General features: G+C 40.4%; 16 protein-coding genes, 1 tRNA gene and 1 pseudogene. 4 read left to right on the forward strand and 14 right to left on the reverse strand.

Annotated elements, in window-relative coordinates; all coding sequences use genetic code 11:
* Window positions 1-128: 128 nt before the first annotated feature.
* From LMF89_RS09290 to LMF89_RS09300, 3 genes are all read right to left on the reverse strand, one after another.
* Window positions 129-878 (reverse strand): phage antirepressor KilAC domain-containing protein, encoded by a 750-nt coding sequence (locus LMF89_RS09290; RefSeq protein ID WP_229534821.1) that lies wholly within the window; start codon window positions 876-878, stop codon window positions 129-131.
* A 218-nt stretch (window positions 879-1,096) separates the two neighbouring features.
* Window positions 1,097-1,354, reverse strand: a complete 258-nt coding sequence (locus LMF89_RS09295) for an excisionase family DNA-binding protein (RefSeq protein ID WP_229534822.1) — start codon at window positions 1,352-1,354, stop codon at window positions 1,097-1,099.
* Window positions 1,355-1,386: 32 nt separating this feature from the next.
* The gene (locus LMF89_RS09300; RefSeq protein WP_007930573.1) at window positions 1,387-1,578 is read right to left on the reverse strand and encodes a helix-turn-helix domain-containing protein; all 192 of its coding nucleotides are present in this window, start codon (window positions 1,576-1,578) and stop codon (window positions 1,387-1,389) included.
* Between the two features lie 215 nt (window positions 1,579-1,793).
* Here LMF89_RS09300 and LMF89_RS09305 point away from each other — a divergent pair, with 215 nt between their 5' ends.
* From LMF89_RS09305 to LMF89_RS09315, 3 genes are all read left to right on the forward strand, one after another.
* Window positions 1,794-2,231, forward strand: a complete 438-nt coding sequence (locus tag LMF89_RS09305; RefSeq protein ID WP_007930574.1) for a helix-turn-helix domain-containing protein — start codon at window positions 1,794-1,796, stop codon at window positions 2,229-2,231.
* 22 nt (window positions 2,232-2,253) lie between these two features.
* Entirely contained in the window at window positions 2,254-2,673 is a 420-nt protein-coding gene (locus LMF89_RS09310; protein WP_229534823.1) for an ImmA/IrrE family metallo-endopeptidase, read from the forward strand.
* Between the two features lie 67 nt (window positions 2,674-2,740).
* Window positions 2,741-3,973, forward strand: a complete 1,233-nt coding sequence (locus tag LMF89_RS09315) for a site-specific integrase (protein ID WP_229534824.1) — start codon at window positions 2,741-2,743, stop codon at window positions 3,971-3,973.
* 118 nt (window positions 3,974-4,091) lie between these two features.
* On the opposite strand, the gene LMF89_RS09320 is transcribed toward LMF89_RS09315, so the two are convergent.
* Both LMF89_RS09320 and LMF89_RS09325 read right to left on the reverse strand, forming a co-directional pair.
* Window positions 4,092-4,167, reverse strand: a tRNA-Lys gene (locus tag LMF89_RS09320).
* Between the two features lie 114 nt (window positions 4,168-4,281).
* Window positions 4,282-4,603, reverse strand: a pseudogene (locus LMF89_RS09325) (hypothetical protein); the annotation flags it as partial.
* A 231-nt stretch (window positions 4,604-4,834) separates the two neighbouring features.
* Here LMF89_RS09325 and LMF89_RS09330 point away from each other — a divergent pair.
* Window positions 4,835-6,310, forward strand: coding sequence for a sigma-54 interaction domain-containing protein (locus LMF89_RS09330; RefSeq protein ID WP_229534825.1), 1,476 nt, complete (start codon window positions 4,835-4,837; stop codon window positions 6,308-6,310).
* Between the two features lie 163 nt (window positions 6,311-6,473).
* Here the strand turns inward: LMF89_RS09330 and LMF89_RS09335 are convergent, their stop codons facing one another.
* From LMF89_RS09335 to LMF89_RS09375, 9 genes are all read right to left on the reverse strand, one after another.
* Window positions 6,474-7,391: a PhzF family phenazine biosynthesis protein gene (locus tag LMF89_RS09335; protein WP_229534826.1), complete on the reverse strand. Its 918-nt coding sequence runs from the start codon at window positions 7,389-7,391 to the stop codon at window positions 6,474-6,476.
* A 265-nt stretch (window positions 7,392-7,656) separates the two neighbouring features.
* The gene (locus LMF89_RS09340) at window positions 7,657-9,012 is read right to left on the reverse strand and encodes a GlmL-related ornithine degradation protein (protein WP_229534827.1); all 1,356 of its coding nucleotides are present in this window, start codon (window positions 9,010-9,012) and stop codon (window positions 7,657-7,659) included.
* A gap of 5 nt (window positions 9,013-9,017) precedes the next feature.
* A complete protein-coding gene (oraE, locus tag LMF89_RS09345; RefSeq protein ID WP_229534828.1) occupies window positions 9,018-11,219 on the reverse strand; it encodes a D-ornithine 4,5-aminomutase subunit OraE in 2,202 nt (733 codons plus the stop codon).
* Window positions 11,219-11,584, reverse strand: a complete 366-nt coding sequence (locus tag LMF89_RS09350; RefSeq protein ID WP_229534829.1) for an ornithine aminomutase subunit alpha — start codon at window positions 11,582-11,584, stop codon at window positions 11,219-11,221. Before LMF89_RS09350 ends, oraE begins: the two co-directional genes overlap by 1 nt.
* A 69-nt stretch (window positions 11,585-11,653) precedes the next feature.
* Window positions 11,654-13,069: a 2-amino-4-oxopentanoate thiolase subunit OrtB gene (ortB, locus tag LMF89_RS09355; protein WP_229534830.1), complete on the reverse strand. Its 1,416-nt coding sequence runs from the start codon at window positions 13,067-13,069 to the stop codon at window positions 11,654-11,656.
* Window positions 13,062-13,373, reverse strand: a complete 312-nt coding sequence (gene ortA, locus LMF89_RS09360; protein ID WP_007952724.1) for a 2-amino-4-oxopentanoate thiolase subunit OrtA — start codon at window positions 13,371-13,373, stop codon at window positions 13,062-13,064. The genes ortB and ortA overlap by 8 nt, the downstream gene beginning before the upstream one ends.
* Window positions 13,374-13,409: 36 nt before the next feature.
* Window positions 13,410-14,846 carry an amino acid permease gene (locus LMF89_RS09365; protein ID WP_229534831.1) on the reverse strand — a complete coding sequence of 479 codons (1,437 nt, stop codon included), beginning with the start codon at window positions 14,844-14,846 and terminating at the stop codon, window positions 13,410-13,412.
* Window positions 14,847-15,044: 198 nt separating this feature from the next.
* On the reverse strand, window positions 15,045-16,088 hold the full coding sequence (gene ord, locus LMF89_RS09370; RefSeq protein ID WP_229534832.1) for a 2,4-diaminopentanoate dehydrogenase: 1,044 nt from the start codon (window positions 16,086-16,088) through the stop codon (window positions 15,045-15,047).
* A 413-nt stretch (window positions 16,089-16,501) separates the two neighbouring features.
* On the reverse strand, window positions 16,502-16,762 hold the full coding sequence (locus LMF89_RS09375; RefSeq protein ID WP_229534833.1) for an EamA family transporter: 261 nt from the start codon (window positions 16,760-16,762) through the stop codon (window positions 16,502-16,504).
* Between the last annotated feature and the right edge of the window lies 1 nt (window position 16,763).

Consider the following 16,763-nt stretch of genomic DNA (forward strand, 5'->3'; position numbering starts at 1 on the left):
GGCTTTTTCTCATTTTTACCATGCTATCCAGGTGGTCATTACTACGCCTAATATAAAGCTTAAGTACTTATTGTCTTGAGATCGTTGTTTTAGGACGGTAATCTGTACTTGGGCCACTCTAACACCCCCTAAATTTTTGCTAGTTCTTTGGTCAAAAATTTATTAACAAAATATAGCTGCCCTTTGCCTGTAACCTTGGTAGTTCGTTCAATGCGAATCCCATCTGAATGGTTTATGGCGGTTTTCTTTATTTCAAACAGCCCTATTTCCATTGCCTTTTGAGTTGGTAAATTGAAGTTGTCACCGCATTTCCTGCCAAGGTAACCTTTGCTTCTTAGCCATTCGAATAAACGATTCTGGCCTATGTCTATGCCGTTTTGCTTGAGGATTTTTGCTAGTTCACCGATTAGGATTGACTTTTTACTGGCTGTTACGGAATTGGCTAGTAATACCTTTGGCCTTTGCTCGGTAATGGTTGCTTGTAGCTCTACCACTTGCTTTTCTGCCGCCATTGCTATTTCAAGAATCTGCATTCGGGTAAGCTGCTGCGGTTGAGTTAATTGCTGTTCCATTTCTTCGAAGCGGGTAACGTATGTAGCGGTGAATAGTACTCCTTTCTCACCTGTCATTTTATTGGCTACCATATCGCAACCTTTGCGAGTTAGTAGGTAACAAGGCCTTGCTTGCTGCTGAGAATCTAAATATGTACTTTCAATAAAGAATCTAGCCGAATCCAATTTTGGATTGGGGTCTAAAATACTTATATATCCTCGAATGTCTCTCATTAAATGAGAATGCTCTTTGCCTATCATTTCAGCAACTTGCCGACTATTAGCCAGTAATTTGCCGTTTTGATTAATGATTGTTAACTCGGTCACGCTATCGACCATCCTTTCGTTTTAATTTTTTTGCTCAACCTGTCCACCGTTTTCGCATGACGTTTGATCATCTTGCTTACTTCGGGACTTTTCATGCGGCTGAGATTATGTACTACCTTTCGGTGATATTGCAGAGCCATTATTGTTGAGTAGCGACCTGTCATGTGGTTATGCTCCTTTTCCTCAAATAGAAGATATACTGTGGCAATAAATAGAGGTTAGACTTGCATCCATTCAATCAATCTCGCTTTTACAAATCGTTTTTGCGTTCCAACTTCTTTAAATGGAATTTGCTTTTTACGGATTAAGTCATATATCTTCCAACGAGATATTTTCAAGAATTCAGCTGCTTCATAAGTGGTGAGAATTTCTTCTATTTTGGATTCTTTTAATGGTTCTGGTTTTGGGACAGGCGTTCCGCACTCAGGGCAAAATTTCGCTTTTGGCGTAAGGTCTATGCCACATTTGCAAGTCATATAAGCACTCCTTTTTTAATTCATTTGTTTTTTCAGGTTGTTGGAAAGACATATCCTACTTTCTCTCCTAGTGCTAGTGATATTTTTTTCATTGCATCTAAGCTTGGATTAGTGCGTTTACTTTTTGCCAATAGGTGAATATAAGTTGGGGTTAATTCTGCCTCCTTGGCAATAACACCATAACTTAAGTGCTTCTTTAATCTGATTTTGTCAATGTTGTTCACGGAATCACCGTCCTTTCTTAAACTGTGAGTTTATCTTATCATGAACTCATAGTTTGTTGAAACCTTCAAATAAACTTATAGTTTATCATATTTCATCAATTAAATAAACCTATTGTTTATTTTCTCATGTTTCCTCAATATATCTCAATATTTCATTGCATTATATTAACTGTTAGTTTATAATTGGATAAACTAACAGTTTGTGAGGTGATTTTATGGTCGGCGATAATCTTCGCAATATTATGATGGAAAATAAAATTCCAGCTAAAGAACTCGCTGGAAAATTGGGTATAAGCCCAACCCATCTAAGTTATGTCATAAATAACAAAAGAAATCCCAGTTTAGAGTTAATGGAAAACATAGCCAATATTTTGGGTGTTACTATGAGTGAACTGCTTAAAGATAATGATGGTGAAGGTCTAAAGGAAAAGTTACCTCAATCCTCTCTATTGCCAAAAGAAGAGCGAGACATTGCCCGCGACTTAGAAAAAATGCTCTCTAATCTAGAGAACCAAGAAGCTATGTCTTTTTACGATGGTGAGCCTTTAGATGAAGAAAGCAAGGAATTGTTGCGTATTTCTTTAGAAAACTCAATGCGCCTCGCCAAACAAATGGCAAAGAAAAAATTCACACCTAATAAATATAAGAAATAGCCTCAAGGGAGGGTTTTCGTAGATGCGTAAAAAAATGGCGAAAAAATTAATTAAAAAATTCCACACAAATTGCCCTTTCCAAATCGCTAGGGAGATGGGCGTAGTTATCCTTTTTGAAAGGTTAAAAGATACCTTGGGATACTTTAATACATACAAACGCATTAAAATAATTCATATCAATCAAGAACTTAACGAATCGGAACAACAATTTGTATGCGCTCATGAACTAGGGCATTCTATTTTTCATCCAGAAGTAAACACGCCTTTTCTTAGAAAAAATACTCTTTTTTCTATTTCTAAAATTGAGCGAGAAGCAAACGAATTTGCTGTTGAACTGTTATTACCAGATACCTTGCTGTATGAACATCAGGACGTGTCATTATCTCATCTTGCAGCAAACAGCGGAGTACCACTGGAATTATTGCATTTAAAAAATAGATAGAAATAAAAAAAGACACAGCCCCATAAAAATGGATAAGCTGTGTCTTAATTATAAATTGGAGGTAAAAATGGCAAAAGGTCGCATAGAAAACCGTCATAAAAGTAGTTATACTCTAATAATCGATGAAGGAATTGATCCCGAAACGGGCATAAGAAAACGTTGGTCGAAATCCGTAAAGACCGATGACGAGAGTGAAGCGCAACGCCAACTAGATATTATCTTAGGGGAAATAGCTAATAAAACATTTATCAAGTCGCCTAATTTAACTGTAGAACAATACTTCACCAACTGGCTTAAAACACCAGAAGCGAAAAGATTGGCCCCTAAGACATTTACAAGTTATAAAAAATGTATAGACCTTCGCATAGTACCCTGGATCGGTAATACTAAAATTGGAGATTTAACTCGATCCCAATTAAAGAATTTTTATCAGCGAATTTATGAAGAGGGCAGATTGGCTGGCAGAGAGGAAGATAGCAAAAAAGGCCAACCAGTAAGCAAAAGAACTGTTTTATATCACCATCAAGTAATTAGGCGCATTCTCAACCATGCTGTGTATGAAGATGAAATTTTACCTAGGAATGTTGCGGATAAGATTACTATTCCAGAACCGCCGGATCAAGATTTTGATGAAGACGAAGACCTTGTAAAAGTCTTCACAGCAGAGCAAATAACCACGTTGGAGCGTCATACCATAGACACTGACTATTACGCATTGGTAGCACTAGCCCTCCGGACGGGAATGAGGCGCGGTGAATTATTAGCTTTAACATGGGATAGTGTTGACTTTGACAAATCAACGATTTTTGTTAAACGTTCTATATCATACACCCCCGACAATGGTTGCATATATAAATCCACTAAGAATAAAAACAAACGCATAATTGAAGTCACTAGCGAGGTGCTTGATATATTAAATTTAGTTAAGGAAAAACAAGAAAAAGCTAAAAAAGATGCAGAAGCAAATAATGCGGAAAACAAGGAAAGAGACGAAAGTATACCGCAATACACCGACAATAAATTAATATTTTGCAGGAACAATGGACAACCTATTCATCCTGATACCCCTTCGTCATGGTTTCCCGGTTTCTGTATTGATTGTGGACTTCCTAGACTCACCTTCCATTGCTTGCGCCACACACACGCCAGCCACTTATTAGCGGAAAACGAAGATATTTCATATGTATCAAAGCGATTAGGTCATAGCGATATCACAATAACTTATAAAACATATTTTCATTTTATTCCCTTAGAAAAACGCGATTCTATAAAAAGTATAGAAAGTAAGTTTAAGAAATGAATACTATTGATTAGTGCAGATTGGTGCTGTATATTTTTTTATGCCCACCATTGGCAACGGTTTTGGCAACGATTAAAATAAAAAAGCCTCCGCATGACCTGCGAAGGCTTGAATTTACTGGTGACACACCGGGGAATCGAACCCCGAACCTACTGATTAAGAGTCAGTTGCTCTGCCAGTTGAGCTAGTGAGTCGTATTAATTTCAGCAACATTTATATAATATACTATAATGCTATAATTGTCAACTATTTTATTCGATCATCAGCCACCCTAAACTCTCCTTCTACACTGGAAGTTAAGAAGATCTCTATAATCTACTTAACTTCAGATGGATTTTGAATTCCACCTGAATTTTGTTTTCTTGTTTTGCTTTCTTTTCTTGCAGGTAGCTGTCAATGGCTGCTGCAGCCTTCTTTCCTGCCCCCATGGCCAAAACAACAGTCGCTGCACCAGTTACAATATCACTACCAGCAAATACACCTAGTTTACTGGTAACGCTGGTTTCTTCGTGAGCAGCAATATTGCACTTTTTATTCGTCTCTAATCCTTTTGTGGTAGATTGTACTAAAGGATTAGGACCTTGACCAAGGCAAAATAACAATGTCTACTTCTAATACAAATTCAGAATTGGAACCCCATAGGGTCTGGTTGTTTCTGCAATAAATTTCATCATAATAACAGGACCAATCGCCACTACTAGACTGATGGTTTTATCGGAGTCTAATATTTCATATTACTTTTATAACTTTATACGGGAATATTCAAAATATAAATTTGATTACCAATGTCTGGTAGATAGGAATTTTTTTACAAAATGCAGAATATTGAAAATATGATACCTTTATATGGGGGAGCAAAATATGACTAAATCCAAAGAACTAGTAATGGATCAAGAACATAAACTAAGAGAACAGCTGGCAATCGCTGAACAAAAATTATTATTATATGAAACAATCTTAAATAGCTTGGATGTAGGTATTCAGGTAATTGATAAGCAAGAGACAACAATTGTATATAATAGTATGATGGCAAAATTAGAAGGCGAAGACGTCAACAATATACTAGGCAAGAAATTGCTAAACACAATGCCTTATCTGGAAGCAGAAAACAGTACGCTCATTACTGCGTTAAAATTGGGGAGACCTTTAAATGACCGACGACAAACTTATATTACTGCTCAAAATAAAAGAGTCATCACAGTAAACAGCACTACACCGATATACTTTAACAATGAATTGTTTGGAGCTCTGGAAATCGCCAAAGATATCACCTTTATTCAGATGCTCGCCGAAAAAATCATTGACTTGCAACAAAACCTATCTGCCCAGAAGAATGTGCTGAATGTAGCACAACCTTTTAGCACCCGCTATACTTTTTCTGATATCATTGGAAACTCTGATGCATTAAAAACCGTGAAGGTACAAGCAAATCGGGTGGCACGCTCCTCATCAAATATACTATTGTATGGTGAAACAGGAACAGGAAAAGAGTTGTTTGCACAAAGCATTCATAATGCCAGCCTTCGCAAGCAAGGTCCATTTGTTGCAATAAACTGTGCGGCTCTGCCAGAACATCTGCTAGAAGGATTGCTTTTCGGAACTGCCAAAGGGGGGTTCACCGGTGCCCTTGACCGACCGGGTTTTTTTGAGCAAGCTCAAGGTGGAACTTTGCTCCTCGATGAAATTAACTCCATGAACATTAATCTACAGGCTAAACTATTGAGAGTACTCCAAGAACACTCCATTCGCAGAGTGGGAGCAACAAATGAAATAGCTATTAATGTCCGAGTTATTTCCGCAATAAACGTGAATCCTTTTGATGCAATAGCCCAAAAACAACTACGGGAAGATCTCTATTATCGTCTTGGCACTGTAACCCTTCACATACCCCCTCTGCGCGAACATAAAGAGGACATTCCAATTTACATCGATCACTTTATTGAAAAATATAATCAGAGTTTGGAATTGGATATAAAGAAAGTTTCATCCACGGTGTTAGACGCTTTTTACCAGCACTCATGGCCAGGCAATATACGAGAACTTCAGCATGCAATTGAAGGAGCCATGAACCTTGTATCGACAGAACAAGAAATACAAATGCACCACCTACCGGCATTATTCTTGTCTAATCTACTAACGGTATCAAAATCTTCACAGGCAGCCAATATAATTTGTACCGAACCCACAAAATTAATCGAACATCGAGAGACCATCGAAAAAGAACTAATCTGCGCCGCGTTCAACAAGTCAAACGGCAATATTACATGGGCGGCAAAGTCCTTAGGACTTACTCGCCAGCTTTTACAGTACAAACTTAAAAAATATAACCTAAAATAAAGAAGATCTGTTTCAGATGGAGTTTTAACTCCACCTGAATCTTAGTCCTCGGATAAAAGATAAAGGAAAAATGTTTACTGACAAAATCATTTGCCCTCTCTAGTACCGTTTTTACCTCTTCTTTTGATATGTACTCTCTCGGAAACCCGAGATGTTATATCGATCAAGGCTTTTGTCTTGGTCTTTTTTCCTCCAGTATTACTGAAGGAAAAATTGGTTTGCCCAAGCTCAATTCTTGCTTTATAATAGCCGTTCCTCCAACTTTTACTTCGCAAATTTTATTTTTATCTATCTTTAGTCGAACTAATATTTCAGAGGGTTTCTGCATGGAATATCCCTGTTCAAATATAAGTTCAGAGGATTGTTCTTTATTAACAATCCCATGATTATACAAATAACAAGCTAAAGCTCCATTTGATGTGCCCGTAGCAGACTCTTCATTTATATTATAAAGAGGTGCAAAATTTCTACAGTGTGCAGTAGAATCAAATTTAGTTTCTAACGAAAAAACATGAAAACCACTTACATTATACTTCTTGCTTAAAGCAGTTATTTTTTCAAGATCTGGTGTTATCGCTAATAACCTATCCAAGCTTTTGATAGGAATCATTATATCTTTTAGCCCAGTAGAAACTATCTGAACAGGCAAGTGAGAAACAAAATCATTCTGAGTAATATTTAAACTATCTGCAATCTCATTTTTATCAATGATATTAAAATACTCTGGAGTATTCTGGTTCATGTAAATTTTATCATTATGAACTTCAATATTTAAAATGCCCGCTTTTGTTTCTTGGCACAGAATTCCATCTTCAATAATTTTTTTAATTTTTAACAAGGTAAACGTTGCAATTGTCGCGTGACCGCATAAATCCACCTCAGAATTAGGAGTAAAAAAACGTACTTTATAATTTGCTTTCTCTGACTCTTGCACAAATGCTGTCTCAGAAAAGCCAACTTGCTGTGCGATACTTAACATTTCTTCATCTGAAAGACCATCTGCTTGTAATACAACACCTGCAGGATTTCCTCCATCTTCTGTTTTTGCAAAAGAATTTAATGTATATACTATTAATTCCATCTGCGATTTCCTCCCACATTATCAATGTATCTCTCGAAAACCCGAGATGTTAGATAAAAAGACTTGATTCAGATGGAGTTTTAACTCCACCTGAATCTTAGCCGAAATTAGCCGCTCTTAACTCCCACTTATATAAGTGAGCCTTGGGTCTAGAGACCCTTAGAGCGAACTTACTTCGAGTTCTACAGACTGTTATCCTGCTGACCAGAGGGGAAGGGGATTACATTCTGTTAACGAGATAGAAGATGGGGAGTCTTAGAGCGGTTTAGTCATCGAAAAAACTTTGCCGCAATATACCCAAAGCTGCCTGGGGATACTTCTGGGCTAACATTCCAGCAGATGCCATAATATAATGCCGATCAACCAGAGCGTGCCCCTGCCGTGGCAGCAACAAATTACTACTAGACGGCGCGTTAATATTTGCCAAAATATCCAGTCCCACCGGCAAACGAGTCAATGCCCCGCCTGTGCCGATGATCCATTTAACTCCAGTTAAGTCTTTACCTCTAGCAACTGTTAACCTTCCGGTTGGACCATAAATATGCTCAATATTACCAACATGCCGATTTACGGCTGTCTGTACAGCCATATCCGTCAAATAACCTGCAAATAATTTTTCTTTATCAGTAGCCGGCAGTGGTGTCCGTAAAGCAGTCAATTCTTGTGGTGTACAGTCTAGCTGTTTACAAAGCTTACTATTGTCACAAAGTGCCAGTACATTATCAGCATTTACATAGACTCCCAAATCGCCTTCTACCGTGCGTTTAGCAAATGGCTCCGGACCAACCAGCATGGCTGTGATTTCCGGATCACCTTCTGCTACAGAATGAACATCGGTAGTCGCTCCGCCCACATCTAAGACCATTAAATCCCCGATACTTTCACGTAGCAATTGGGCAGCCTTCATGACAGCTCCTGGTGTCGGAATGATGCTTCCATTCACCAATTCCCTAATTTTTTGCATACCAGGAGCTTCGACGATGTGTTTTTCAAACACATCGTGAATCTCCCGGCGGGTTGGTTCAATATTCAACTGATCAATCCGCGGATAAACATTTTCGACTATCGTCACTGGTATACCACCTGCAGTCAGTATCTGCCATACTTCATCGCTAACTGCCCTATTACCAGCATAGATAATCGGTATTGGACAAGTCAGATGACTCAAACGCCTGGCATTAGCAATTACTGTCGCTTTTTCACCATAATCTACCCCGCCAGCCAATAAGATAATATTCGGCTTAGTGCGTTCAATCGTATCAATATCAGCATCACTCAGTTCGCCGGCTGTCACCCAATAAATGTTCGCACCAGCCCCTAAAGCCGCTTCCTGCGCCGCTTTCACAGTCATATCATAAACCAGACCATGTACCGTCATCCTAAGCCCACCAGCTGCACTACTGGAGGCCATCATCTCCTGCCAAGCGAGCTGAGTCCCCAGCCTTTTTTCCAAACAAGCAATTGCCTGATATAAACCAATAGTGACATCACCTGCCAATGCGGTCGTAGCTGCCTGCCCCTGCCCAACAAAAATCGGCGCATCTGTATCAATGCTATGAAAGGCATTTACAACAGTCGTCGTGCTGCCAATTTCGGCAACCAACATATCAACAGTTTTCATCCTATTCACCCTTTCTTGTTTGCGCGATGCTGATCGACTAAAAAGCTAGCTACATGAACGCCTTTCGTACCACGACCAAAGCCAGCATCCATGCCTTCTTCCTTGGCCATTTCATTCGTAATTTGTGTTCCACCACAAACAACGATCAGATCTTGTCGAATGCCTTTTTCCTGGCAATATTGATGTAGTCGCCGCATGTTGATGCGATGAATATCAGAATGGGAGATAATTGCACTAGCCAAAATCGCGTCTGCGCCAATTTCCACCGCCGCATCTGCTAGTTTTTCTACCGATACGGATGTTCCCAGATAATTACATTCGATGCCAAATTTCTCAATCCCACCATGCTTAATATCAAGGATTTCCTTTAGACCAACAGAATGCTCATCTTCCCCTACTGTGGCTGCCACGATTTTCAACTTATTCTCACTAACATATTGCCTGATTGCCTCTTCACTTAGAGGTTCAACTAAAGGCGGAATCACTAATTTCGCCGGATCGATACCGAATGGTACCTTACCTTTTACTTCAATTAGTGCTCCCTCTGAAGGATGCATGGCTTGTTTGTGAATAACTTCAACATCTTCTAATCCCAATCGTTCCGCAATATCCTTTGCAGCAAATTCTGCCACACGTTCCGCTGCCGGCAAAAACATGGTCATACAAACGATACCGTCACCATGCCACTGTACTTCTGGACGTAATAACCCTTCTTTACGTTCTGTTTCATTCTGAGCCAACCGCTCATATACATTATCTTCTGGATCCAGTTCATCAATCCACTGGATTTTTTCCGAATGGCATAAGGTACAACCGTCAATCAAATTACATGGTTCGGTAACACTACAATCTGCTGGCAACTTATTATAACCGAAGTGATCACAAACCGGTGCCATATAGTCTTTATCCCGGGGAACTATGGTGCCTGCTCCAACGCCGCCATTCATTTGCCTCGCAATACCATCTCCACCTCGTTCTGGATAGAAACCTGAATCTACGAAGAACCCTTGGCTCACTGCCGTAAAGTAACCGCCGGATGCCACAATTTCTTCCATGAATAAACAAGCTCGTTCTTTTAATTCACGAACTTTTTCACCCAGAGGTCCGTCAAAATTGAGAGTGACATAATCCATAATACCATCTAGCCCAAGCAGCGTTTGTTTCGCGGTATTTACACCATGAATGTTATTATAATGCCAAGGAACATTGCGGCCCTCATCTGGTGTAATCGTGCTTTGAATATCGGCACTGGTCAATCTTGAAAGCAACGTATTCAGCACATGGGTAGTTGTAACTTCCCGTGTGCAGGATTCCATATACTTAGTATTCATTTGTGCGCGAAATCTATAACCCTTGAACAGTTGGCGCAATGCTACAGCATAGGGCAGATCCAAGCTAATACACGGAGCTGGCGGCGCAGTTGGCGGCACGGTAGACAAACAAATCTTGTCCTTGGGCATCCCTGCCATTACAGAATATTGACAATTGATAGCATGCTGCACCATCAATTCCGGCATTACTTTCCACGCTTCACGCGCCGTAGCATTGGCATTGTGTGCACCATCAATTTGGGCCATACCACTTGTTGCCATCATTTTCTTGGCAACAGCAGCATCAACAAAGGAACGGTACATATTGATATTGCGGTACAATACATTATATTGTGGGTCTTGGTGCGCTCCATTTACTCCTTCTTCAGAAAACAGCACAGCAACTTCTGGGCCTGCTACACCACTTACATAAGAATGGAAATTAATCGGGCGACCGACTTCCTCTTCAATATAGTCTAGTGCTTTGCGGGTAGCGCGAAGTTGTTTGCGCGTAATCGGCACACCGCCCACACCTTCAGGAGTGCCTTCAATTAAGCCATCAAAGTGGCTTTGTCCTGCCGTACGAATAACCATAAGATGATCTGCACCGTGCCAAGCTGCCATACGCATACGGCGGATATCGTCCTCAAATCGTCCTGAGGCTATTTCAGTAGTAATAACACAATCAGGCTGGGGATCAATACTATTGAAATATTTGGATGCGGGTAATCCTCCAGACGCTTGAAGGGATTCCGATGTCTGCTTATAGGTAAAAGGTCCGATTTTCCCAGTTGCATGGGGTTTGCGCCATGTCCAGCCTTTGCGTTTGGGACGATATGTCTGTAAATCTGTTAATATTGCTTCCAACGAAATCTTATCTTCATGATTCAATATCATTATGCTCCCCCCTTTGCCCAAAACTGCGCTAATTTCTCCCAACCTTGACCTTTACCTAACTGCAAGCCAGCTTCACGATAGTCTATCTTTTCTAATGCAGCTAGCCGCCATACAGCATGACCAGCCCCCTTGCCCAGAAGTCCTTGTTCCTCACAATGCTGAACAATTTCTTTGGCTTCCATACTAGAAAATCCCATGCGTAACAATACCGAACGCTCCACCGACGGCGAAGTATGTGTATCTGCCAGTTCAACCAGCGGCTCAACTAGTTGTTTTGCCAATTCCCAAAAATGATCCTTTAATTCTTCATCCGTCAAAGGTGCTAGATGAACTCTTCGCTGTAAATAATCATCATTTCTCTGCATATAATTCCCAGAAATATCTGGGATCACCCCCTAAACCAAATTGTAACCAATGAATTAACCTGTCGAACATCACAGGTTCGCTTGTAACTCACGGACTTTTTTCTCAACGATTGCTGCTTCGAGCCTAGTTTCAGCTGCCAAGAATTCAATATCCTGAGGATGCAGTGCTCCAGTACCGACACTACCTAGCGCATTACGAAGATAAGATTGACGTACTCTGCCCAAATTAATGTCTTTGATATTGATTTGCCCAGGATGTTCAGGGATAATGATCGCTTTGCCTGGCACATTTTCGATTGGATTACCGCGACGCACTTCAATCCCATTCTTTTTGGCAAATGAAAGCTGTGGAGAAGGATGTTTCCCAGCGCCCGTATATTCCGTTTCTTGCACAACAATAACCTCATCACGTTCCATATGCTGAGCCATAACAAAGGCAGCGGTCAATGACGTATTACCAGCTGGTCCACGTTCCAAACCTTCCAGCATAGCCAACATTTCAGTTACATAAAATACTTCACCCTGCGTAATCGTTACATAGCGATCCATATAGCGTAATGGTCGTGCCGCATTCCGCGGTACATCCGCACGATCAGGAGAAGTCGCAAACGGCATGCCAAAACCAGTGTGTCCGGTAGTAAACGATTTGCGGTTAAAATCAATGTCACTGGCCATATGCAGACCTTTCAAGTCAACGCTAGCAGCAACAATCTGGCTGCTTTCACAACCGGCCCGTTGCAAGCCTCGCGCTGTACCAGTCACATTCCCGCCACCAGCATGGGTTACAACAACGGCATCTGGCTTTCGCCCTGTCGCCAATAACGTCTGTTCTGCGATTTCGGTTCCTAAGGTTTCAATGCCGCAAATACTAAATGGAGTATATAACGAGGCATTGAAATAGCCTGTTTGTTCCAGCACAAGAAGGAATTGATAAAAAAGTTCTGGACCAACAGTCATTTGAATAACCTCAGCACCATATGCTTCACAGGCTCTTCCTTTTTCCAATATTTCCGGCTGTCCAATGCCACGGCTGTCAAACACTTCTTGAACAATAATGCTTTTTAAGCCACGCATGGCAGCTTGGGAAGCAATTGCTGCACCAAAATTACCACTAGTTGCAGCAACAACCCCTTTATACCCATGCTGTTTAGCATGATAAACGGATACCGAAGCCCGCCGTGCTTTAAAGCTGCCTGACGGATTGCAGGCTTCATCTTTGATAAAAATCCTGGCACCCTTTCCTGGACCAGCTAGCTGTCTAGCCAAAGCCGTAATATTTTTTAGTTCCAGTAACGGCGTATTGCCAACTCCGGTTTCCTGTTGTATTTGACGAATCTTATTCAAACTATATGCCACCTGGCTCATCATGCGCTCATAATCAAACCCAATCTCACCACTTTCAAATGCAGCATAATCAATATTCGTTGCTTTTTTGATAATTTCCGGTTTCCGAGTAATTACCGCTTGGTAGCTAGTATTAGACATTACCATTCCCCTCCAATATCGCCCTTAATTCAACACCAATCGTTAACAATTCTGGTTGAGGAAAGCCATAGTTAACCTCATAATCGGGTTTTATAGCTACCAACTGTCCCTGTAGTAAGCGACCAGCCAGTGAACGAATAGTTACATCAGTACCCACTTGTGCTTGTTCTTCCTCTAAAAATCCTTTCACCCACATCTCCAAAGGAACACCTGCTGTTTCTGCTGGCACCTGTGGTGCACGTTCGCCCACCGGTAAAATCACCTGATATATTTGTACCCAATCACCTTTCTGTGCTTGCGACATAGTAACTCTCCCTTCTTTTTTATGAATATTCAGAAATCACGCTTGATTATCTGTGCGTTCTGCCTTCTCCATCTGAATCAATCCCCGACGTGGCGAAACAACCTTATAATAATATATCATAACAATGATAATAAACGGTACGCTAGCATAAATCGCAATACGCTGACTATCATCAAACCATAATCCGATTACAATGAGGGCATTGAGGAAAAAACCTAAAGCTGGAACTAGGGGGAATAAAGGAACTTTATATTTCAAATTATCTACATTTCCTCCATTACCAACAAATTGCTTTCGGAAGCAATATTGGGAAGCACATATACCCATCCAACCTAGCACACCTGCTAACCCACAAATCGAAATCAGCCAAAGGTATACTGTATCTGCGGCAAACACACTGCATAACAAAGACATGCCAGAAACAGCCATAGTCAAAATCAACGCATTCATAGGAACCTGATGACTATTTAATTTGCTTAATGCAGACGGCGCCATACCATCTTTAGACATTGCCCACAAAATACGGGTGGCACTATAAGCCCATGAATTGCCACAAGAAAGTGCCGAAGTAATAACCACTAATGTCATAATCGTGTAGGCACCAGGGATGCCTGCATATTGAAAAACTTCAGCAAAAATGCTGTCTTTTACGCCGGCTTCTCTCCATGGAACAATAGCTGCAACAACAATCATCGATAGAACATAAAACAATAGCGTTCTAAATGCAGTGGCATTCACCGCTTTGGGAATAGTTTTTTCTGGATTTTGGCTTTCGCCAGCAGCAATCCCAATAATTTCTGTCCCATTAAAAGCAAATGCAACCGTGAGCATAGCTATTAAAATTGCACCTACACCATTAGGAAATATGCCATCTGTAAAATAATTATTAAAGCCAATTGCTTCATGACCGCCAATATATCCCATCATTGACAAACCACCCACTATAATACAGGCAACGATGGCTGCTACCTTTATACCTGCAAACCAAAATTCAGATTCACCAAAAACCCCTACCCGCAAGGAATTCAAAGCAAATAATACACCACCAAATATGAGTACCCAAATCCATTCAGAAATTCCTGTCAAATTATTTAGCAGCATACCTGCTGCCACGAGGTCAATTCCAATCGTTGTCGCCCCGTTTAACCAGAATAGCCAGCCTAATAAGTAACCAATAGAAGGCGAAATAAACATGCTCGCATAGGTTTGAAAAGCACCGGATACAGGCATTGCCACAGCGAGTTCACCCAAACACATCATGACCATATACATGATAAAGCCGCCAATCATATAGGCTATTACACTACCAAGCGGTCCAGCTTGATTTATTGTGGAACCAGAAGCCAGAAATAATCCGGTTCCAATAACGCCCCCCAGCGTAATCATAAATAAATGTCGACTTTTCATCCCCCGATCCAAACCTGCCTGCTGCGCTATAGCCTGCTCAATTTTTCCATTAAATTTTTCATTCATTATTAGTCCCCCTCGTTTATTTTCCAGTGATTACACTCTGCCTACTATCCTCCTTCATTTGTACATTTTTCCCTTTGTACTCCTACTTATAAAGCAACAATCCTAATCCATAAGGAAACCCAAAAAGGCAGTCTGAATCATATTCTCAAATAGGGGTATTGTCTATAACAGGGGGATGTAAATTACATCCCTTTTTCTCTATCTTGTTACTAGTTTACGTACATCACCCATTAGAGCAGTAATCACAGGTAATTCTGGCATAGTCAATAAGCCTGCCCTGGCATTAATTACTTGCGGAATCATATTCACAGCAGTGGCCATTGTACCAATTCCTCCAGGAATTTCTTGTTCATCAGCAAACTTGATTGTCGGTGTACCTTCAATTGTAATGTAGTCGCCGGTTTTTATCCCTTCTAACTCTGGATGAATTTGCTGTGGATGCTCTAACGTAATAATCTCCTGATCATTATAAAAACCGCGTGCAATATGACGGCAGCCAGCAACCATACCAGGCTGAACCTGAACATGAGGTGTTTCACGATAAACCTTAGTAATAATAGGTTCGCGGCTTTCTACCACTTTGTCCAGCTTCCAGCCAAGGGAATTAGCAATTAAGTAAATGGACTGTTGGAAACCAATATGTCCGACAATCGTGCCATTCTCTACACCTTTATTAAACTCTTCCAAAGTAGTGCCAACTCCCTGGCTCTTCATCACTGTCGGACCAAAAGGGGAAAGATCATTAATTCTGGCTGCCCAAATTTTGTTTACAACTTGACAAGCACCAGTCAATGTTAAAATCAATGTATCTAGCACAAAACCAGGGTTAACGCCAGTTCCCAAAATAGTGACATTATGCTTTTTGGCAAGTGCATCCATCTCTTTTGCCAAGTCAGGTGTTTCCACTTGCGGTGCTGACATTTCCTCTGCAATCGTGATAACGTTTTTGCCAGATTCCACAATCAGCTTAATCTCTGGAAATACCTCTTTGGTAAGCGACTGAGTAGAAAGCAGTACCACGTCCGCCTTCGTATTATTCAATACTTCTCCAGGGCTTTTGGATATAATAACTCCCAGTTTTTTTTCGAGTCCCAAGACATCTCCTAGGTCTTTTCCAATTTTTTGAGGATTTTGCCCAATGGCACCCACAATTTCAATTCCTTTCTTGTTCTGTACAATGTCTCTGACCATACCGCTTCCCATTGCACCCAAGCCCCATAGAATTACTTTTACTGTTTCCATATAATAAAACCTCCCCAATTTTTGCAAGCACATTTATCAACTTGCTTACTAACTGCATATTGCAACATTCATGCCAAGCTAAGCTAGTACAATATAATTTTTTTCATCTCATTTAATTTTCTCAATTATCAAATATCTATTTTCAATATAATCGTAGGTTAGTAAAATATCAGGAGGGTGTTGGTAACGGCATATGTCACTTCCCTGGCTCGTTGTTACTCTATATAACTCTCTTAAATATAACGACATCTGCAAAAAAATTTGCACCATCTGCAAATATAAATTTGCTATTCGATAATTTATAGACATATACCTCCCTTTATAAGTGAGCAAATTTATTTGCAGCATTTGGCACCTTACCTAGGCTTACTATAAAGAAAACTTAATTAGATAGAGTTTTAACTTATAGACTATTAATGATGCGAAGCTAAGAGTCTTACAGGGGTTAGCCCTCGGATGAAAATGAAGAACTCTTCGCACACCTTTTCTGTGCAAGCGCAGGTATTTGTGGCCAAAAACATTCCTACTATGATGAATATGCATCCTAGGATCTCTTGTAATCCCAGCAACTCACCAAGCAATAAATAACCTCCAAATGCTGCAAAAACCGTCTGCATACTAAGGATAGTAGCAGTATGAGAAGGCAAGGTATAACTCTGACCAATGATTTGCAAG

The organism is Pelosinus baikalensis (assembly GCF_020819555.1).
Lineage (GTDB): Bacteria > Bacillota > Negativicutes > DSM-13327 > DSM-13327 > Pelosinus > Pelosinus baikalensis.